General features: G+C 41.4%; 26 protein-coding genes, 2 pseudogenes and 1 riboswitch. Of the genes and pseudogenes, 7 read left to right on the top strand and 21 right to left on the bottom strand.

Annotated elements, in window-relative coordinates; all coding sequences use genetic code 11:
* Positions 1-3: 3 nt before the first annotated feature.
* From JCM19038_RS11160 to JCM19038_RS11180, 6 genes and pseudogenes are all read right to left on the bottom strand, one after another.
* Positions 4-300 (bottom strand): hypothetical protein, encoded by a 297-nt coding sequence (locus tag JCM19038_RS11160; RefSeq protein ID WP_042417888.1) that lies wholly within the window; start codon positions 298-300, stop codon positions 4-6.
* Entirely contained in the window at positions 297-722 is a 426-nt protein-coding gene (locus JCM19038_RS11165; protein ID WP_042417890.1) for a hypothetical protein, read from the bottom strand. Before JCM19038_RS11165 ends, JCM19038_RS11160 begins: the two co-directional genes overlap by 4 nt.
* Positions 691-1611: a LysR family transcriptional regulator gene (locus JCM19038_RS11170; protein WP_042417893.1), complete on the bottom strand. Its 921-nt coding sequence runs from the start codon at positions 1609-1611 to the stop codon at positions 691-693. The genes JCM19038_RS11165 and JCM19038_RS11170 overlap by 32 nt, the downstream gene beginning before the upstream one ends.
* 169 nt (positions 1612-1780) lie before the next feature.
* Positions 1781-2365 (bottom strand): MFS transporter, encoded by a 585-nt coding sequence (locus tag JCM19038_RS23650; protein ID WP_238554390.1) that lies wholly within the window; start codon positions 2363-2365, stop codon positions 1781-1783.
* Positions 2362-3161: pseudogene (locus JCM19038_RS23655) on the bottom strand (MFS transporter). The gene JCM19038_RS23650 and the pseudogene JCM19038_RS23655 overlap by 4 nt, the downstream one beginning before the upstream one ends.
* A complete protein-coding gene (locus JCM19038_RS11180) occupies positions 3139-3747 on the bottom strand; it encodes a TetR/AcrR family transcriptional regulator (protein WP_042417896.1) in 609 nt (202 codons plus the stop codon). The pseudogene JCM19038_RS23655 and the gene JCM19038_RS11180 overlap by 23 nt, the downstream one beginning before the upstream one ends.
* 155 nt (positions 3748-3902) lie before the next feature.
* Between JCM19038_RS11180 and JCM19038_RS11185 the strand changes: the two genes are divergently transcribed.
* The 4 genes from JCM19038_RS11185 (at position 3903) to JCM19038_RS11200 (ending at position 6425) form a co-directional block, all read left to right on the top strand.
* Positions 3903-4298, top strand: coding sequence for a GNAT family N-acetyltransferase (locus tag JCM19038_RS11185; protein WP_042417899.1), 396 nt, complete (start codon positions 3903-3905; stop codon positions 4296-4298).
* An 87-nt stretch (positions 4299-4385) separates the two neighbouring features.
* Positions 4386-5420 carry a DUF2332 domain-containing protein gene (locus JCM19038_RS11190; RefSeq protein ID WP_042417902.1) on the top strand — a complete coding sequence of 345 codons (1035 nt, stop codon included), beginning with the start codon at positions 4386-4388 and terminating at the stop codon, positions 5418-5420.
* 154 nt (positions 5421-5574) lie between these two features.
* Positions 5575-5775 (top strand): hypothetical protein, encoded by a 201-nt coding sequence (locus tag JCM19038_RS11195; protein WP_042417905.1) that lies wholly within the window; start codon positions 5575-5577, stop codon positions 5773-5775.
* Positions 5776-5864: 89 nt separating this feature from the next.
* Entirely contained in the window at positions 5865-6425 is a 561-nt protein-coding gene (locus tag JCM19038_RS11200; RefSeq protein WP_042417909.1) for a carbonic anhydrase, read from the top strand.
* Between the two features lie 62 nt (positions 6426-6487).
* Here JCM19038_RS11200 and JCM19038_RS11205 read toward each other — a convergent pair whose 3' ends face one another.
* From JCM19038_RS11205 to JCM19038_RS11240, 7 genes and pseudogenes are all read right to left on the bottom strand, one after another.
* Complete coding sequence (locus JCM19038_RS11205) at positions 6488-7513, bottom strand: ThiF family adenylyltransferase (protein WP_042417913.1); 1026 nt, start codon at positions 7511-7513, stop codon at positions 6488-6490.
* Positions 7510-8274, bottom strand: a complete 765-nt coding sequence (locus JCM19038_RS11210) for a thiazole synthase (protein ID WP_042417916.1) — start codon at positions 8272-8274, stop codon at positions 7510-7512. The genes JCM19038_RS11205 and JCM19038_RS11210 overlap by 4 nt, the downstream gene beginning before the upstream one ends.
* 4 nt (positions 8275-8278) lie before the next feature.
* Positions 8279-8482 (bottom strand): sulfur carrier protein ThiS, encoded by a 204-nt coding sequence (thiS, locus tag JCM19038_RS11215; RefSeq protein ID WP_042417918.1) that lies wholly within the window; start codon positions 8480-8482, stop codon positions 8279-8281.
* Positions 8442-9562: pseudogene (locus tag JCM19038_RS11220) on the bottom strand (FAD-dependent oxidoreductase). Before JCM19038_RS11220 ends, thiS begins: the two are co-directional and overlap by 41 nt.
* Positions 9559-10155 (bottom strand): thiamine phosphate synthase, encoded by a 597-nt coding sequence (locus JCM19038_RS11225; RefSeq protein ID WP_052361509.1) that lies wholly within the window; start codon positions 10153-10155, stop codon positions 9559-9561. Before JCM19038_RS11225 ends, JCM19038_RS11220 begins: the two are co-directional and overlap by 4 nt.
* A gap of 81 nt (positions 10156-10236) precedes the next feature.
* Positions 10237-10338, bottom strand: a riboswitch (TPP riboswitch).
* An 86-nt stretch (positions 10339-10424) separates the two neighbouring features.
* Positions 10425-11387, bottom strand: a complete 963-nt coding sequence (locus JCM19038_RS11230; protein WP_042417925.1) for an NADP-dependent oxidoreductase — start codon at positions 11385-11387, stop codon at positions 10425-10427.
* 820 nt (positions 11388-12207) lie between these two features.
* A complete protein-coding gene (locus JCM19038_RS11240; protein WP_042417930.1) occupies positions 12208-12735 on the bottom strand; it encodes a hypothetical protein in 528 nt (175 codons plus the stop codon).
* A gap of 168 nt (positions 12736-12903) precedes the next feature.
* On the opposite strand from JCM19038_RS11240, the gene JCM19038_RS11245 reads away from it, so the two are divergent.
* Positions 12904-13137, top strand: coding sequence for a hypothetical protein (locus tag JCM19038_RS11245; protein WP_042417932.1), 234 nt, complete (start codon positions 12904-12906; stop codon positions 13135-13137).
* A gap of 128 nt (positions 13138-13265) precedes the next feature.
* Here the strand turns inward: JCM19038_RS11245 and JCM19038_RS11250 are convergent, their stop codons facing one another.
* Together JCM19038_RS11250 and JCM19038_RS11255 are read right to left on the bottom strand one after the other, a co-directional pair.
* Positions 13266-13808, bottom strand: a complete 543-nt coding sequence (locus JCM19038_RS11250; RefSeq protein ID WP_042417935.1) for a hypothetical protein — start codon at positions 13806-13808, stop codon at positions 13266-13268.
* Positions 13809-13949: 141 nt separating this feature from the next.
* Complete coding sequence (locus JCM19038_RS11255) at positions 13950-14345, bottom strand: carboxymuconolactone decarboxylase family protein (RefSeq protein WP_042417938.1); 396 nt, start codon at positions 14343-14345, stop codon at positions 13950-13952.
* A gap of 128 nt (positions 14346-14473) precedes the next feature.
* On the opposite strand from JCM19038_RS11255, the gene JCM19038_RS11260 reads away from it, so the two are divergent.
* Positions 14474-14923 (top strand): Lrp/AsnC family transcriptional regulator, encoded by a 450-nt coding sequence (locus JCM19038_RS11260; RefSeq protein WP_042417940.1) that lies wholly within the window; start codon positions 14474-14476, stop codon positions 14921-14923.
* A 71-nt stretch (positions 14924-14994) separates the two neighbouring features.
* Entirely contained in the window at positions 14995-15381 is a 387-nt protein-coding gene (locus JCM19038_RS11265) for a hypothetical protein (protein WP_042417942.1), read from the top strand.
* A 70-nt stretch (positions 15382-15451) separates the two neighbouring features.
* Here the strand turns inward: JCM19038_RS11265 and JCM19038_RS11270 are convergent, their stop codons facing one another.
* The 6 genes from JCM19038_RS11270 to JCM19038_RS20880 form a co-directional block, all read right to left on the bottom strand.
* Positions 15452-17005, bottom strand: coding sequence for a hypothetical protein (locus JCM19038_RS11270; RefSeq protein WP_052361511.1), 1554 nt, complete (start codon positions 17003-17005; stop codon positions 15452-15454).
* Complete coding sequence (locus JCM19038_RS21835; protein ID WP_081831761.1) at positions 17002-17172, bottom strand: Rieske 2Fe-2S domain-containing protein; 171 nt, start codon at positions 17170-17172, stop codon at positions 17002-17004. Before JCM19038_RS21835 ends, JCM19038_RS11270 begins: the two co-directional genes overlap by 4 nt.
* Positions 17173-17285: 113 nt before the next feature.
* Positions 17286-17531, bottom strand: coding sequence for a response regulator transcription factor (locus tag JCM19038_RS25030; protein WP_307190010.1), 246 nt, complete (start codon positions 17529-17531; stop codon positions 17286-17288).
* Positions 17532-17575: 44 nt separating this feature from the next.
* The gene (locus JCM19038_RS25035) at positions 17576-17938 is read right to left on the bottom strand and encodes a response regulator transcription factor (RefSeq protein WP_307190011.1); all 363 of its coding nucleotides are present in this window, start codon (positions 17936-17938) and stop codon (positions 17576-17578) included.
* Positions 17910-18809 (bottom strand): GAF domain-containing sensor histidine kinase, encoded by a 900-nt coding sequence (locus JCM19038_RS20875; protein ID WP_373902905.1) that lies wholly within the window; start codon positions 18807-18809, stop codon positions 17910-17912. Before JCM19038_RS20875 ends, JCM19038_RS25035 begins: the two co-directional genes overlap by 29 nt.
* Positions 18806-19081: a hypothetical protein gene (locus JCM19038_RS20880; protein WP_052361513.1), complete on the bottom strand. Its 276-nt coding sequence runs from the start codon at positions 19079-19081 to the stop codon at positions 18806-18808. Before JCM19038_RS20880 ends, JCM19038_RS20875 begins: the two co-directional genes overlap by 4 nt.
* Positions 19082-19181: the final 100 nt, after the last annotated feature.

Raw genomic sequence — 19181 nt, forward strand, 5'->3', positions numbered from 1 at the left:
GTATTATTGCTCAGAGTGCTCGGCACGATAACGATTTTCACTTGATCGTGTGGCAAGAAATTGAAAAGAGTTTTGCAGAGTTCCGATGCCGTCAATGGTTACATCAATCGTATCAAGAACCCTACATGGAGATGCGTAACTGTCTGAGGTTAACATAAAGAGATCTCCATGCTGGATTTGAATCTGCTTTGTTACTTGTTCAAGAACATGAACGATATCATCAATCAATTCAGCGGGGTGCCAAGTAAACATATGCTGGTTGTTGCGATACGTATAGACCGTTGAATGGTTCAAATTCATCTGTCTAACGAAATCCATGGGCCGATTGAACACGCATAAAAGGACTCTGAATGCTCTTTTAGTGAATGTGGTGATTGATGGAATTCGCTCACAATCGTAGCCCCTAACAGAGCTTCGCGAATTGCTTTTTTGCTTTTAAATTTGGGTTCGTGATCAAAAACAATTCCGATACCAGGTCGTGCTAAAAGCTCTGTCGCATTTATTGGGATTGTTATGTTCTCACGATGAGCGATGCAGCGTTCTCTCTGTACTTCATGCAACGTGACTTTAGGGTTATTATGACGGTCATAATCTTTAGGGTGCAATGTGATCCGTTGAACGGATCGAGTAATGGGTAAATCAATCAAATCGACGTCAATGTATTCGCTTCGAGTGAAACGAATGAACGAGCTACTGGTTTTCAGTTTGGCTAATACGTCCAAATTCCCCCATTCCTTCCTTGACGATCGTAATGAAGTGTTCGGCTTGCTTTGATACGTAACGATCACTAGACCAAATCATGGCGGCATCGGCTTGAATTTCAATGTCCGTCAATTCAATCATCGCTAGGGCATCTGAATGAAATGCAAACAATGAGGATTTCGGTATAATTGTTCCTCCTGTGCCTGCTGCAGCAAGTGCGATGAGTAAAGAGGCATCTGGACATGCACAGACAACGTTAGGCACGAAGCCGTGCCTTTTGCATTCATTTACAATTTTCTCATATTGACCAGTACCACTAATTCGATGAAGCAATAAAAGTGGGAGATCTTTAAGGTCCTTCATGCTCATCTGTTTTGTACTAGTTAAGCCAGGCCAATCTTTGGCGATGGCTAACACATAAGGTTCCGATGGTAATGAAACCGAAGAGATTTGTTCAAGCTGTACAGGTAATCTTACAATTGCAAGCTCAATTTCCCTTTGATGTAACTGCTCAGTCAGTGAATACGTATCCCCTTCACGCAAAGCAATTTGTACATCTGGATAGATCTGGCGAAGCGTTTGAATAGGATGGATCATATAAGAAAAGCAAGATTTATTTACACCAATTTTCAACATGCCAAGCTTACCGCTCTCAATGGCTTTCGTTTCAAGCACAGCATCATCAATCGTTTGTAAGATCTTACATGCATGTTTGTATAAAGCTTTGCCAGCACTGGTCAACTCTAAATATCTACCGTGACGCTCAAACAGTGAAACGTTCAGTTCATTCTCAAGTAACTTCAACTGTTGGCTTAGTGGGGGCTGAGCCATATGCAATTTTTTTGCTGCTTTTGTTACTTGCTTCTCATCGGCAATCGTCTTAAAGTAGCGGAGTTTACGTGTATCCATCCTTCTACATCCTTTCGGCAAGCAACTCAACACATTACAATAATGAGGAATATCTCTATCATATAATGAAAGCGGTTACATTTCAACTATTCAGATTACAAGGTTCGGAGGTCATTTACGTAAAAAGGTGTCGAAGAACGACACCTTTCAAATGATAGGAGAGGAGGAATTAACGGGGGTATTGACGTTCCTTTAAGAAGAACGTCAACGTGAGCGCAAGCAACGAGAGCAACGCCATGACAATTAGCGCAAACGTAGTTCCCCAATATGCACCAACATCGTATGGTGCATTGATGGTGCTCGCTGTAGCGCTAATAATGGTCGATAAGAAAATAATTCCGAATGTCATTCCAAACTGACGTACAGTGTTAACGATCGCAGAACCATGAGCGATGTCTTCTTGGCTTAAGGCATTCATTCCAACAGTCACAAGAGGCATTAACGTTAATCCAAACCCAGCCATAAATAAGCAAAAATGAAGCATAATCCAGTATGGTGAACTGTCCATCGTTACGGTGTTAAGTAAGAGTAACGATGCTGCCGTACAGCTAAAGCCAATGAGTGCAATGGTTTTCCCTCCATATCGATCATACAAATTCCCACTAATAATCGTAATGATCGAAAGTAGAATGGTTCCGGGTACGAGGACAAATCCGGATAAAAACGCACTCGTTCCTAATACATCTTGCGCAAACATCGGTAAGATCGTTTCAGCAGATAAAAGAAGCATCATGTTAATGAATACCAAAATCATGCTAGGCGAAACGTTGAGTGCTTGAATAATGCCAAATTTAATACAGGTGTCGAATGCGTGAGCTGCCGCTTAATAAAACAGAATAGCGATACAACCCCAATCGCAATCGGAATGATAACTAACGTGTTTGTAAAGCCATAAACACTAATCATGCTTAATCCAAAGATAAATAAACCGAATCCGATGGCTGAAAGAACGATGGAAAAGAGATCTAACTTCGCGGGTTTCATCGGCAAGACGTTTTTCATCTGAACTATGGCGACGATTAATGTGCATGCAATGAGAGGTAGAAGAATCCAATGCAAAGATCGCCAAGTGAACAGATCGATTACAATTCCAGAAATCGACGGTGCACTTGCGGGAGCAACATTCACCACCGCGCCTAACAATCCCATCGCAAACCCTCTGCGCTCGTATGGGAAGACGGTTAACAGTATCGTCTGTACGAGCGGTAAGACGATTCCGGCACCGACGGCTTGCACGACCCGAGCGATGATTAGTGTGCCGAAATTAGGGCTAACCCCCCTATAAGCGTGCCAATAAATAAGCATAGTAAAGAAAAGATTACGAGCGTTTTCGCTCGGAAAATGTTTGATAAGTACCCTGTCATTGGAATAAGGATGATTGTCGTTAGTAGAAATGCCGTCGTTAGCCACTGCACTTGTGTAGCATTCACATTAAATTCATCCATAATCGTCGGATATGCCGTAATCAATAAAAACTGACTAAATGAAAATAAAAACGCCGATGCCAAAATAACGGTAACGACGCCTTTATATTGAAACGTTGTGCTCATTCATTGTCGAACCTCCCTTGTGAATGCCTTGAAAAAAGATCGGCAAGATGGCTCGAACCCGTTCCTCATAGCGCGGGTTCTCAGCGAAGAAGAATTCAATAAGGCAACCTTCTGCTACGGTTAAAAACGCGAGTGAGATGTGTTGTACAGGTGACGAAAAGTGAAGTTGTTCGTCGCGCTGTTTGACTAAGATGTATCGAGCAAACCACCGCTCTAAATCAGTTAGAAAAGGCTTCGTATAGTGAAAGCAAGAGACGTGTTTTGGTGGAAAGTACAACACACGAATCATAAGTTTTAACTCTAAGCTTTGATCACTTTCTTTCATAAACCAATGGAAAAAAGAATGAACAGTTGTTTGTAAGGGTTGATCTTTATGATTAACAAAAAAAGCTACAATCGCTCGCTTCCCTAGTTTCATAGCATGATTTAATACGTGAAAGAAAATGTCTTCTTTGTTTTTATAATGTGCATACAACGATGCTTTACGAACTCCTACATCTTCAGCAATCTGCTGGAGTGAAACGGAGTCATAGTCAAGGTTTGCAAAGTGATGCAAAGCAACGTTGCGAATTTTTATTGCGGTCATTATTATCCTCCCTACCGTTCGTTAGGTTGATCATCTCAGTGTATAGAACTGTTGTCAAGGTACTCTTGGTACGTAGCGTGATTAACAATGTGGCTCTTTCCAGTTAATAGTGTAGTAGGTAACCTAAATACATCGAACTAGAGGAGTGTGTACGTATGATTGAAATTAAAGTGAACGAACAGATTTTGCCCGCGCAACTTGCAACGGTATTTGCAGCATCAGGAATTAAGCGACCGGTTGATGACCTTGACCGTTTGCATCAAATGCTCCAACATGCCAACTTGCTCATTACGGCGTGGGACGGGGAGAAACTTGTTGGGGTTGCCCGTAGCTTAACGGACTATAGCTATTGTTGTTACCTATCAGATTTGGCCGTTGACCAAAGCGTTCAAGCAAAAGGGATTGGGCGTGCTTTAATTGAAGAAACAAAAAAACAAATCGGAGACAGCGTTACGCTCATCCTTCGAGCTTCAAACGTAGCGATGGATTACTATCCAAAAGTAGGGTTTGAGTTGGTCGACAATTGTTACATCATCCAAAAGAAAGCGTAATACGAAACAGTTCTGAGCAGACGAATAAAAGGGTTTGGTCGTGACGTTAGAGAAGAATAAGTTATGAATCTGTGAGGAGGCTTTCATATGGATATGACGGTGTATAGAAAACGCTTTGAAAGATTTGCCATTGATGAGTGCGAGCAATCAAGTGAATTATATAAACATTTAGCGCTTGCTGTTGCAAAGGATGATTCCTTACTAACGTTAAGTGCAGAAGCTCGGAAGGGTCAACCGGTTGCGAATTTGTTTTTTGCGTCTGTGCATTACTTGATATTAAAGGGAACTAAACACCCTGTGGCTGACTATTATGCAAGTGTTACTGACGAACCAAAGCCTATTGATGCGCACACGTTTACCGAGTTTAAGAGCTTTTGTGAAACGCATGAAAGTGAACTAACAGCACTGTTGCATGAAAAGCTAGTTCAAACGAATGAAGTTCGTCGTTGTGCTTACTTATACCCATTGTTCTCTTATATTTATGAAAAAGTTCAAGAACCATTGTCATGCATTGAAATTGGCACGAGCGCAGGATTGCAGTTGTTCTGGGATCAGTATCGCTACTCATATGAAACAGATCTCGTATACGGGAATCCGTTTGCAGATGTGCATATTACGTCGAGCGTAAAAGGTGGAGACATTAACCCGACGTACTTACCGAGCACACCGCCACCAGTCGCTGCTCGAATTGGTGTTGATTTACATATTAATGACGTAAGTAAAGAAGAGGACCGTCTTTGGTTAGATGCTTTAATTTGGCCTGAACATCAAGAGCGAAGAGAGCTGTTTGAACAAGCAGCCAGAGTCGTTCAATCTCAAAAAGCACAGCTTATTGAAGCTGACGGTGTGTCGTCTCTATCATCTTTAGTTGAAAAATGTCCTTCGCATTCTACAGTCTGTGTTTTCCATACTCATGTGGCCAATCAGTTTGATGAGTCGTTAAAACAACAACTAGAAGAGACCGTAAACGACCTTGGCGCCACCAGGAACCTTTTTCACGTCTACAACAATATGCGAGATTCCAAGTTGCGGATTGATTCCTACATCGACGGTACAAAAGAAACGCATGTGATCGGAGAGACGGACGGGCATGGCAGATGGTTTGAATGGCTGCTTAATTAGCGGGGCATCAGAACCGTATACTTTTTACAGCTGTGACTTTCATGTTGCAAATGCAGTTACTTAAACGTTAATCAGAACCACTTATGCATTGTTTACACTGTACGTTGTTGGTTTTAGGTAGGATAAGAATCATCCAATAACGAGGTGATTGACGATGAATAGACGTTTAATAAGGGCGATCGGGTTTGCGATTGTAGTTGGCGTCGTGACGGCCATCTTCACAGAGTTTCAATTAGGGAGCGTTCACGTGCTAGCAAGCTTCTCTGCGTTTCTTGGAACATTTGTAGCTTGGGCTGTGGTATTGCCAATTGTCGAGCGACTTAGTAAAACGAAAGGCTCTTCTAAGCACGAGTGATGAATTATCAATCAATCATAGTCAAATGCTTCATTTAGGTGTACCCTAATAGAAACGATTTTGAGTTTATTTGGGGAGGCGTGTGCTCGATGTCACACTTAGAAAATGTACTAGAACATAATCGCAACTTTGTTATCAATGAAGACTTTAAGACGTTTAATACGTCAAAGTTCCCTGATAAAAAGATTGTCATTTTAACGTGCATGGATACGAGACTTGTAGAAATGGTTCCACAAGCAATGAATGTTTCTCATGGGGATGCAGCGATCGTCAAAAACGCCGGCGCAGTTATTTCTCATCCGTTCGGAAGTATTATGCGAAGCATACTTGTAGCTATTAATAGCTTAGGTGCAGAGCAAGTCTACGTAGTTGGTCATCATGATTGTGGAATGGCGCAATTGCATCCGGATACGCTCATCGAACAATCTGGTGTATCTCAAGAGAAGATCGACGTCTTAAAAAACGCTGGCATTGATTTAGATACGTGGCTCACTGGATTTGAACACGTTGAAGATAGTGTGAGAAACAGTGTCAAAATCATCAAGAACCACCCGCTATTAGGAGAGCATATTCCTGTTCACGGTCTCGTTATTCACCCTGAAACAGGCAAGTTAGATCTTGTCGTAAATGGGGAAGCTGCTCATTCTTAAAATCAAACGTAAAGCATAGCGAAGGCAACAACAAGTCGCAGTCTTGTTGTTGCTTTTTTTATTTAGACTTGTTCATATAGGAAAGCAAGTGCTTCATCGTACAGCAATTCTGCTTCGTTTGTCGTCGCCACACCGCGAATCGTTGCCCGACCATCTTGGAACAACATCACTTGACGGTTTGCTTTACGAAGCATACAGACATCTGAAAACGGAAGGTAAGTCCATAAATGATTGCTACAACGTTCTCGTGGAAGGTGCAAATTTTGAGCCTCTTTAGGACGAATATGAACGCCAGATGACGCACATAGCCACTGGATGTTTCGCATGGATTGATCGGAACGTAATGAAGGGTACGTACGTTCATTGCCGCACGTTTGACATGTAGGTTTTTGTAACGGTTGAACAGCAATATACCCCGCATCACTTTCCCATAAATCAAATTTGTACATGGATGGTTGAACTTTGTCACCAGTTAGGATCTTCAAAGTGCTTGTTACTTGCTGGGCGGTAACCATTTGCACAGTTGTCCCGAGCACTCCGTAAGTGTCGCAATCTTCATCGTCTGTTAGAAAGGACTCAAGACAGCGAAAGCAAGGTCCGGACTGATTCGGAATAAATGGTAAGCTCAGACCATAACTTCCGGACAATCCACCATACACCCAGGGAATCCCCCATTTATAAGCGGCATCGTTAATGAGTAATCGTGTTTCAAAGTTATCAGTGCCGTCAATGATGACATCGACACCTTGCAGTAACTGTTGAATATTCTCGTTGTGAAGTGATTGAAAACACCCCGTGACCTTAACTTCGGAATTGACTTCTTGCAGTCGTTTTGTTGCTGCTTTTACTTTTGCTCGATGCGCTTTGGCATCAAGTTCAGTATAGAGGAGCTGTCGTTGTAAGTTATGCTCTTCTACGAAGTCCCCATCAACGAGGGTGAGCTGCCCGATTCCAGCGCGAGCAAGCATCTCTGCGCTCATTGAACCGAGGGCACCAACACCCACAATGAGAACATGGCTTTCTCTAAGCCGCTTTTGTCCGAGTTGCCCGATCCCGTGGAATCGCTCTTGCTTCATATATTTGTTCATGAGTTTGCCCAGTTCTCCTGAGGACTGCTTGCAGTTGCTACGTTACTTTTGGGGATTCTCCCTGCTTCATAACCTTCTCTACCCGCAAGGATGGCTAACCGCATCGCATTCGCCATTTTTACAGGATCAGTTGCTTTTGCCACAGCGCTGTTTAGGAGGATTCCGTCTGCGCCGTATTGCATCGCTTCACAAGCGTCGTGCGGAGCACCGATGCCGGCATCAACGATGACCGGTACTTTGGATTGTTCAATGATGAGTTGAAGGTTATACGGATTAACAATGCCAAGACCACTTCCAATTGGTGAAGCGCCAGGCATAATCGCGTGCGCTCCAAGTGCTTCTGCTTCCTTTGCGAGCATCGGGTCATCAGAGAGATAAGGGAGCACAGTGAACCCTTCATTTAAGAGAATTTCTGTAGCTTTTAATGTCTCAACAGGGTTAGGGAGTAATGTAGGTGGATCTCCAATTACCTCGACTTTGATCATGTCGCAAATTCCTGATGAACGTGCAAGGCGAGCAAGCCGAACGGCTTCGTCGGCAGTTTTTGCACCTGCCGTATTCGGTAATAATGTGAATTCCTCGCGAGACAAGTGTTCAATCGGATCTGGACCGATATTGTCTAGGTCAATGCGACTTAAAGCGAACGTGAGCACGTTGGTTCTTGAAGCGAGCACCGCTTCTTGTTGTGTTTGTCCGTCTTCATACTTCCCTGTACCGAGTAATAATCGCGATTTAAATGAGTAATTCCCAATGTGTAACATCTTATTATCCTCCTCCTACAAATCGAACAATTTCAATTTTGTCACCAGATTCTAACTGAATGTGGCCTTGTTGGTCGGCGGTAAGTGCTACGCCGTTGTGTTCAATCATGACGTTCGTCGTTAGCAAATTAAAATGACGACGCAACTCTTGAATGCTTGATACTGAATCAGGTATATTGTGATTTTTCTGATTGATGATGATGTTCAAGATGCTCACCTACCTTTATTGATGTGAATGCATCATTTACTTCATTGCCTAATAAGCGTTCTGTGACACGTTTTCCAGTGATTGGACCGAGTAAGATGCCATTACGGTTATGTCCACCAACGAGCCATACGCCACGTAGCGAAGGATGAGGCGATATGAAAGGTGAATTTACCGTGCTTTTTGGGCGTAAGCAGACCACATTGCTGTGATCTCACTCTCTGTAATACCAGGCAAGAACGTCTGGATGTTCGTAAGCAACTCGAGCACGCCACTGACCGTGACAGAAGTGTCTTCCATATGGGTTGACGTTGCGCCAAGTAGCCACTCACCATCTTGCTTTGGTACAGCGTACCAGCCGTTGTAGAAGATCGTTTGTTTGTTTAAAGATCGTCGAGGTCGTACTTTGATGATTTCTCCTTTGACTGGCGTTACAGGCCAAGGGGTGTTTGTGAGTGATTCGTGACCTGTGGCAATGACAATGTGTTCGCCAAAAAATGTTTCGGTACGTGTAGTCACAAGATGTGTAGAGATGGAAGTAGCGGTCGTATATGGAAACAAGTCTACGCCTAATTCAATTAATGAGTGCTCAAAGGCTCGTGCGACTTGAGTCGGTTGAACATGGGCTTCATTCTGGAAATACAAACCAGATAATGCTTCCTTATTTACTGCAGGTGCAAGAAGCTGCAGGGACTGTTGGTCTAGTAATTCAGCAACGTCACCATGTTGTAATTGCCAAGATTGGATGTCAGCCAATTGCTTGTACTCTGAATGTGTGAACGCGAGTTTAATGGCACCAGAAGAGGTCCAACCAAGAGAGGTTGTCTGATATTCTAAAAGCTCGTCGCTAAGTGTCTTATATAGAGTGATGCTTTCTTTGGCTAAATGATAGAGCGGATCTGGTGAACGAAATTCAGCTTGTATGCCGAGCATTCCTGCGGCCTTCGACGTTGTTCCGCTTCCTGGGGAGGAGCGATCTAAAAGTGCGACGCGTAACCCAGCTTTGGCGCTATAAAATGCTGTGCAAAGTCCGATAATTCCAGCGCCAATAATGATAACGTCATACGCTCGTTGCTTCATCATTGAACTCCTTTCGCAAATTGACGCGCTATGGTTTTTGGAGAATCTGAATGCCAAATTGCAGACATAACCGCAACGCCTTGTGCACCTGCATCAAGGCATTGCATGGCGTTATGATTCGTCACTCCTCCAATCGCGTAAATGGGCACCGTTACATGGGATGCGATGTTTTGTAAGAATTCTAGCCCTCGTCCAGGTATGTCTTGTTTGCTAGGTGTATCAAAAATATGCCCGGCATATACATAATCAGCCCCTTGATCTGCGCAGTATTGTGCGGCGCTTTTATCATGAACTGAAGCACCGATCGTCATGTTTGGGTGTGCTTTTTTTAAAGTTTGCAACTGATCAAGCTGTGTTTCTTTAAGATGTACACCACCTAATCCCCAAGCGATTGCCGCTTCTGCATGGTAGTTTAAGATCAGTTGCTGCTTCGTAAATCCAAGACGTAATAAGTGTTCAATCTGTTGGCGTAACCGTTGTAGTGATGCATGTTGATTGCGAACGTGAAGAAGTTCAACTTCTTTCGCGCATTGTTTGAGTGTACGTACTTGAATATGGAAAGGGATTTGTTCATCTGTAATGAGATGCCAATTCATGGTAATTTCAACTCCTCAATACAAAAAAGCCGCCCTTCGAGAAAAGGACGGCAGAATCGTCTTGTACGGTACTCAAACAAAACACTGCATCATCTACTTTCCTCCGCTGGTATAAACCAGATCAGGTTCAAGAGTTTGAGTCTTCACTCATCTCAGCCCGTAAGGGCACCCCTAGTAGTTTTTTGTATAGTTAATGTATTGTCATCATAGCAATGCGTGTTGACCTCGTCAAGAACGTAAAAAACGAGAGCCGATGGCTCTCGTTTCAGTTATTCTATAGGTGCGTCTTGTTCGCGCACTAATACAATTTTGCCTGTCGTACGTTCCGAAGCACTGTCAAGATGTGCGTTCTTTGCACCATCAACCGTCATCGGATACGTGTGAGAAAGAACCGGATAGACGTCTTTTTTCGTTACAAATTCATGAAGACTTTCCATCTTAGTTGGAGTTGGATTCATAAAGATATTATGAACTTGAATGAGTTTCTCAGTTTCAATCTTCTTCACGTCATCATTTTGGCTACCACCACCAGCGATGCTTACAGCAACTCCATCATCTTTCACATGGGAAATCGCTTTGTGATAAGGAGCACCACCAACCGCATCGAACAATACGTCGAATTCTCCTTGGATGACTTCATCTTCATCATAGGCAACGACTTCATCTGCGCCACGAGCGCTCGCAAATTCACGATTCTTAAAGCTTGATGTCGTCGTGACGTGTGCACCAAGAGCTTTAGCCATTTGAATGGCGACGGTACCAACACCGCCACTCCCTCCTAAGATTAACACGCGCTGACCAGCTTGCACGTTTGCGACATCAATTAGTCCTTCTACACTCGTTAAGCCGACGAGTGGAAGAGATGCGGCTTGCTCAAAGGACAATTCTTCTGGTTTCGGTTGAACGAGAGACGCATCGACGACGATTTCTTCTGCATACGTACCGTATTCAGTGAGTTCAGGACGAAAATAAACCGCGTCTCCTTCTGCAAATGTATTAACTGAAGCACCAACTTCAGTAACGACTCCAGCGCCATCCCAACCGAGAATAAGTGGGGGTTGGAAGTTTAACGCGTCTTTCAAATAGCCTTCACGTAATTTCCAATCGATCGGATTTACGCCACTTGCTCGAAGTGAGATGCGCACATCGTTTGCGCCTATTGTAACGTCAGGTAGATCAACGACGGTAAGTTCACGTTCATCTCCGTAATGATTAATTCCAATGCCTTTCATGTGTAAAACCTCCTGTCCAACCTGCATTCCCGCTGATATTGGTTTTTACACGTTAATCATGAATCTCAGAAAAGATAATTATAAAGGGTGTCAACCGAGGAGAATAAGTAACTAATGCGAACTTTTGTTACTTTTTATAGCACCGACAATGATTACAATAGTAGAAACAATTGAAGATAGAATCCATACAGTTAGACCAGCCATTCCTATTCCGAAAGTGTCAGCATTACCCGCTGATAAAATGAAGATGAAGAAAATAGCTGTACCTGCAACCATTAAGGAGATCCCGGAAATAATGAGTGTATAAGCATTATTTGTGATAAATAGTAGTAAAAAAACAACGAGGGCTAAAATAAATGAACTGACATAGATGAATTCACTCAAGCTATGTGACAATCTTAACACCTCCGAAATTAAATCAAGAACAGATACAGAGTGTCAATTTAAGTTTCGTTTATAGAGGTCGTAAAGAAGATAGTAGCTGTTAATTTATTTGGATGTATTTAGTTAGGAAGTTTTAATTCTAAGGGATTAGCAAATAATGAAGGGGCGATTTTTATAAGGACGTTTAGCGAACAAGTAAAATACACAGAGTGTCGAAAAAGTGCTGTTTTTCTATAAAAGAAGTGGAATGCTAATGAATTTATAAATCTGAATGCACTTAAAACAATAAACTCCGTGTTTATTTTGTACGTTCAATGTGCCCTAAAAAAGCTGCTGTCGTGGCAAAGACGCCCTCGGCAAGCGTAGCCACAAAAGCCGCTTACTCATTTTACGAGTACACTTTTGGTACGTTTAAGTTTCTCAACAGCCTGTACAGTTAGTCTTTAATAATCAACTTTCCATCAATAAAACCATCTAAGTGTTTTGAGCGAATGGATTGGAAGCATACAAACTCTGGACATTCATAGACTGGATGATCACTATAACGTTGAATGGGAATCCTACCATCCCAATACTTTTTCATTAGAATTTCTAAAGGAGGTAAACGAGAAGTGAAATCACCTTTCTTACCTTCACCGAGTCTAATGGAAATCTCTTCCTCATAATAGTCTACAATTTGTTGCGCAGTATCTATGTTAAATACGTAAACTTGATAATCTTTAGCAGGGAACCTTAAATAGTGGACAAATGGACGTGGAGACTGCTTTACTCTGAAAGATTTTTCAAAGTCTAACCAATGATCCGTTCCTCCTTTCTTTACTTCGTTAATAAGTGTTGGGTATAGAGAAGCGTACCCTTTCCCGTGCCAATTCGAGGCATTCTCTAAACTTAATCCGTTTTTTAATGCATGATGAATTTTCTTAGTCGTGGAGTCTCTGTCATTATATACGTGATACAAATACATATAACTCCTCCTTGATTAAGAATGAGATGGGATCTACCTACACAATACCCTAGTTTACTAAAAGTTAATGCGGTCTTGGATAAGACGAGTATAAGGATGATGGTAAAATAACCGGGGTATATGTTGAAAAAGGAATTAGTTTATTGAACTAACTAAGGTGGGAATTACATGACTGCATACGAAGAAAGGTTTGAAAAGCTGTTTAGGTTGGAAGGGACTTTATGGGTTGCGTTTGGTTTGACTATCATACCCTTGATTAGTTTATCAAGCATTTCAATGATTGATTTAGTCGTACAGCTAATCTTAGAAACGATCCTTTTCCTAGTATTGTCTGCCATTCTTTTTATCAAGTGGTACAAAAACAAGTTATTAGCAACAAAGTCTGGTCATTTATTTTCATAGGGATTGCAATCTTCTTTAGTATGATGTTTATCGCTGGGATTGTATTGCTGTATTTTGAACTAACATCATCGATTAACTATATTTAGTCGCGATTCAACGACGCAAATATTCTTATTATCCCTACATGTTCAACATGTAGGGATATTTTCTATATCATTGCATGTGAAATGAATTTTCGGTCCTTCATGAATAGTTAAGTAATAATCTTTAGTACCTTTTTCAATTACATAGGCAAGTTTAATTTTGATTGTCTCACCTTTCTCTAATGTTTCTTCTTTAACATCCACAATTTGCATGTCTTCTGGCATGTCTTCTAGTTGCTTAATAAATGGTTCAATGAGTACTGGCTGGTTTTCCTCTTCTAATCTAAACTTTGAATAAAAGTCTTGGTAAATTTGGAGTGAGTCCTCTGCTTCAATATCTAAAGTAATATATAAGATGATAAATTCTGGATTCAGGTTTATAGCTTCTTCATTGTCAGTCTCCGAAACACTTTGTATTTCGGTTATTTTTGCATTAAAAGAATTATCTTGAAAAGAGCTATATACTGTTTCATCAATTGAATAATTTAGGTTACAAGCTGATAAAATAAATATTACTGTAATAAAGAACCAAAAAAGTTTTTTGATATTATCTCCTCCAGAAAAAGTGTAAATATGAATATTTAACACTAGAGCTATTCGCATGAATTAAGTACAGATAAACACATTGGTCAATTAATAGCGTTCACTATACAACCCTATTTTAATAACATAACAATAGTTAGGGAGATTAATTAACCAATGCTTATGGAAAAATAATTATGCTATGCTTTATTCCAACTTCATCAGTGCACCATAATATTGCGAAGCAGTCGTAAAGGCAATATAAGCACACAGTTCACTAATTTCCTCGTCTGAAAAATATTCTTTCAAAACGTCAAAGGTTGAATGAGCGATGTCCTCCTTTTGTTTCAAAAAGACTTCTGCAAAGCCTACTGCAATAGAAGTTTTTTCATCGAACTCTAAGGGGTCTGGTTTTCCTTTAGCTTTGCAATAGTCACATCCGTTACGTTGAGCTAACGTTCTGCGTACTTGTTCCTTGAGATTATACGAGTGCCCTACAAATGCATCATCTAATTGATTCCACCTTAGCATGATCTCTGGGTTGTGACCTAGTAGCCTTTGAAAAGGAGTTTCTCCGAAAGATGATTCATCAATTCTTGGCATCTATATTTCCCCCTTGTTATAGTCTAATTAAATTATAATAAAAGAAGGGATTAAATTTAATTAAATTCATAACGTATATTCACGATTTAATTATAGAAATTAATGATTTTAGGGGAAGAAGGTTTAATATGAAACTGGATGCTATTGATCGAAGGATAGTAGATGAGTTGCATAACAATAGTCGGTTATCAATGAGTGCGTTAGGGAGAAGGGTGAACTTGTCTTCCCCATCTGTGACGGAACGAGTAAGGCAAATGGAATCATTCGGAGTGATCAAGAGGTATACGTTGGACGTGGATTATGAAAAATTGAAGTTGCCGATCCAATGCATCATTGAGGCAACGATCAAAGATGGCAACTATAAAGCCTTTAAACATTTTATTGAAAAGCTCCCCAACGTAGAATTCTGTTACAGAATTGCTGGGAATGCATGTTATATGCTTAAAATGCAGTTCGAGACGTTTGCGCATGCAGAACAATTTATTGACGATGTCAGCCCAATCGCACAAACGGTCACTCACTTTATTTTTTCGGAAGTGGAGACGAATCAAACATACAGCTTGGAAATTCAAAGTTAATTCATACGAAGCAAGTTCATGTACGGTCCTTATTAACGAGAAAGCCCCTAGTAATCAGAAAGGGTGCTCTTATGAAACTAAACCAGTTGTATGTAGACATGGCATTTACTTCTATTGTTGTTAGTGTGTTGTATGCATTTTTTGTAGGGATTCTGCAAGGTTATAGTGATGAGATCACTCTAGCTATACATGGTGAATGGATTCTGGACATAATCATTTCTTTTTTTAGCATTGCATTAGTGACGATGTTTATCATCGCCCCCGCTAATTTTTTTGTGGCTAAATTAGGTAAGGTTAAAGGACCGTTTGTTTTATCCATTGTAGCCGTCGTTCTAATCGTAGCGATCAGTATGCATAACGCTGACTACACACCCTTGCTCTTCTTATTGTTAACACCCATATTCTGTGTAGCCTCTGCAATATTAAGGTTACTAATTTCATTACTGAATTCTAATTGAATGAAAAAAACTAAGGTGATCAATAACGCTAAAGTGAGTGATGGAGTAAGGGGTATCCTTACTCCACTATTCATTCTTGCTCAAAAACCTTCTCACCACGATGCAATCGCCATGCAATATCGGCAAAACGTGGCAGTTCTCTTGGCGTCGGAGAATGGGCAGCAACGTAGCGGGTTAAAGCGATGAGAAGGGTGTCTTTGGCTTCTTTTGCAAATGGAACATCTTGTTTGTCCCACTTGTCGTATTCAAAACAAGCGGCTTCGTACATTTGCAGTGTATGGAACTTTGCGTCTTCACGGAGCATCGCTTCGCCAATTGCTGCGAAGAGCGGACGTACATCACTGTGTTGATGGGCGTAGCTTAATGCCCAAGATGCTGCAGTTTCGACCGGTTGTTGTGTGTCAAAGAGATCCAAGAAATGGTCAAGTTGATCGTCTTCTAGTCGCACTGGTTTCGGTCGTTTGGCAGCAGGGATATTTAAGAAAGAATCAAGTGAGAGACTTACAACAGTATGCATTAATGCGCGAATCAATGTTGGATCTTCAAACCTTAGTAAAGCTGCATGTACAGCATGAGCATGGGAGAACGTATGCAATACGGTGTTCCAATCATCAAAGTCATTTTGTGTACTAAAATGAACGATGCGCGTTGCTGCTGCTAACGTAATAATCTGTGCTAGTTTGGTTAACGGGACGCCTTGAATATAGTAATTTTTAAGCGCATCGATGGAACTTCCATCTTGGGCCTGTAGTAACGTTGCTAAAAAGTCTGCTTCATCAAAGGTTGAATTGTCGTTTAAGGGTCTTGTTTCAATTTCATTAAGTGCGGTTTCGATGTGCTCATAATAATCGATGGGTGCGCGCCAACGGGATTTTTCTTCGCTTCGTTCTGCGCTTGTTGCAATGATTGGTAATGACGCCAAAATGTCAGAGTGATACTCAGGATCACACAGCTCTAAGGCTTCAAAGGCTTTATTGTGAAAATCAAGTAAGTGCCCGTCATCCATATAATAATGTTCAGTCACGGCTCGAAAGACGAGTTGTGACAATGCTTCTTTGGACAGTGCTTTTTCTGCTGAAAGCAAAATTCGTTCGGCGCCCCTAGCATCTCTCACATTTATACAGTCTGTGTACCAGTCATACCAGCGTTCGTTCGTCTCCGATTTTGTAGTTAATGGGGAAAGTTTTCGTTTTGGTTTTGCATTTGACGCGTCTTCTGCAACCATAACGAGTGCTTGGTATAACGCTTGAACTTGCACTCGTTGTGATAACTTCGGAAGTACATTTACCATCGCAATGAGTGTCGTTAAGCCTCGCCCGAAGCCTGCATGACGAGAGGTTGTTCCGAAGTGGATCCCTGCATGTAAAATATCTTGAACGTGTTTCGTGTCATGGGTTAATAATCCAACAATTCCTTTACCGATTAATAAGCTAAGGTTTTGTTCTAACCCTTTTTGTAGCTGATTTAAATGATAAGTCGTTACATCATCGGTTTTCCGTGAAACATCTACATAAATAATTCCATCTTGAACGTCTACATCGTATTTGATTAAATCATCTGCCCAAGGATCGAGCGTTCCACCACTAGAAAGGTCGAAACGTGCGTGATGCCACTGGCACGTCAAGATCCATTTTTAAGACTCCCCATATGTAAAGGAAAGCCCATATGTGGGCAACGATTATCGATGGCAAACACGTGATCTTCATGTAAAAAGACAGCGATCCCACCTTTAATAACTTTCACTCGATCTTTTTGTAACGCGGTCATCGTACAAGCTCTTTGCCAGTTCATTTGTCATCCGCCTCCTTGATGTTCTTCTTTTATTATCTAAGGAAAGCAACGAGGTCGCATCGTGCAGATGACTAAAAGAACGCTACAAAAAAGGTCTTACACGAATGTAAGACCTAAGTCTGAATGTCGGTATACCATTGGTTTTTTAACGCGAGGATCGCGGCTTGTGTTCGGTCGTGAACGTCAAGCTTTGAGAAAATGTTCGTCATATGTGTTTTCACGGTTTTTTCAGTGATAAATAAATCAGATGCGATCTCCTTGTTGCTTTTACCGAGTGTCACATGCCGCAAGATTTCTGCTTCACGTACGGTTAATTGTGCAAACTTTGTTGAGTCATCATCTTTTGCAACATGTGTCATAAGTTGCCGAGCCACTTGAGGGTGTAGCGCGTCATGTGTGTTGCCTAAAGCAACGTTTTGGATCGTTTTATACAGGTCGTCAGGTCGATGTCTTTTAATTGATACCCATCTGCTCCTGCACGAATTGCAGGAATAACATGCTCTTTTTCAAGTGAACTCGTTAAGATGATGATTTTGCTTTCTGGGAGTAGTTGTTTTAATTGTTCTGTCGCTTGGATTCCATTTAGCTTTGGCATCATCACGTCCATGACAATGACGTCTGGTTTCGATTGAAGGGCGAGTGAACAGGCTTGTTCGCCGTCATTTGCGACACCAATCACGTCGATATCACTCTTCGTCTCGAGAAAAAACCGCATTCCTTTTAATACGACATTATGATCATCCACGAGTAAAACAGTCGTTTTCAATACAAGCAACCTCCTTATGAAGTCGGACTTCAACTTTTGTACCTTCATGTGTTGGACTATCTACGGATAACGTAGCACCAATTTGCGTGGCTCGTTCTTGCATGCTTTTCATCCCGAACCGTCCAGGGGTCGTAAGGGCACCGCCAACTCCCTCATCTTCAATCGTTAATACTACAATTTCATCGTGTGTTTTCAATTCAATCTTAACCGCATTGCTCTCAGAATGTTTGTATGTATTAAAAATCGCCTCTTGACCAATTTTAATGAAGGTTTGTTGAACCGGTTCGTTTAACGAAATACAAACACATTGGACGTGAGGTTTTAGACCAAGGCGTAACGCTTGCTTCTCTAATGCCTCGCATACTGAATCTTCTTCATGTTCAGGTCGAAGTTGCCAAATAAGACTTTGCATTTCGAAGAGTGCTTCTTGAGATAACGTGTTAATATCACTCACAGCTTCTTGAATGGTAGGAACGTCTTTACTGAGTGATTCGACGCCTTTAGCAGTTAAGGAAAGGGCGAATAATTTTTGCTTTACGGAGTCGTGTAAGTCCCGTGCCAACCGAGTTCGTTCTTTTGTGATGAGCATCTCACTTTGTTTATTGTATAGACGGATGCGTTCCACAGTCGCTCCAATTTGATAAGCCACAGATTCAAGTAAAAGTAGTTCATCGTTTCTGAATTCTCTCATGCCAGGCGTTGCTAAATTTAATAAGCCAACTTTTGCACCACGAACGGTGAGTGGAACACTAGCATGATGGGTCAGGCCTTCTGTATTAGCGGTTGGATTGAGCTTTTTTGCATCGGTTAGCCGCGCACAGCGAATCGATTGTACCGCTTCTGTAAGGCGATCCTCATCGTAACGGTTCAGGCAATAACAATCACTGCAGCTTCGTCCATTCTCATCACTCTTTGTTCATCATCATCTAAAGCAGGTGGAAGTTGGTGATGGGCGGCGAGTTCATACTGATTCTTATCGTAGACGAGAAATATCCATCCTGTCTTTAAATTCATCATTTTCAAAAGTTTTTCTAAAGAACTTTGCAACGTTTCATAAATATCGGTACTTTGATTAAGTGTTTCAGAGATTTCACGTTGAGTGTTAAGCGCGAAATGATATGTTTCTGTTTGTTGATCATGCATGAAAAATCAACTCCTGTATTTAGTTTAGATGAGGAATGAAGGGTTGAACAGTGTAATGTTTTAAGTAGGTATGGTTAGGGAAAAAGTTGGACACGTTGAC

This window comes from Geomicrobium sp. JCM 19038, from assembly GCF_000698125.1.
Lineage (GTDB): Bacteria > Bacillota > Bacilli > Bacillales > Marinococcaceae > Geomicrobium_A.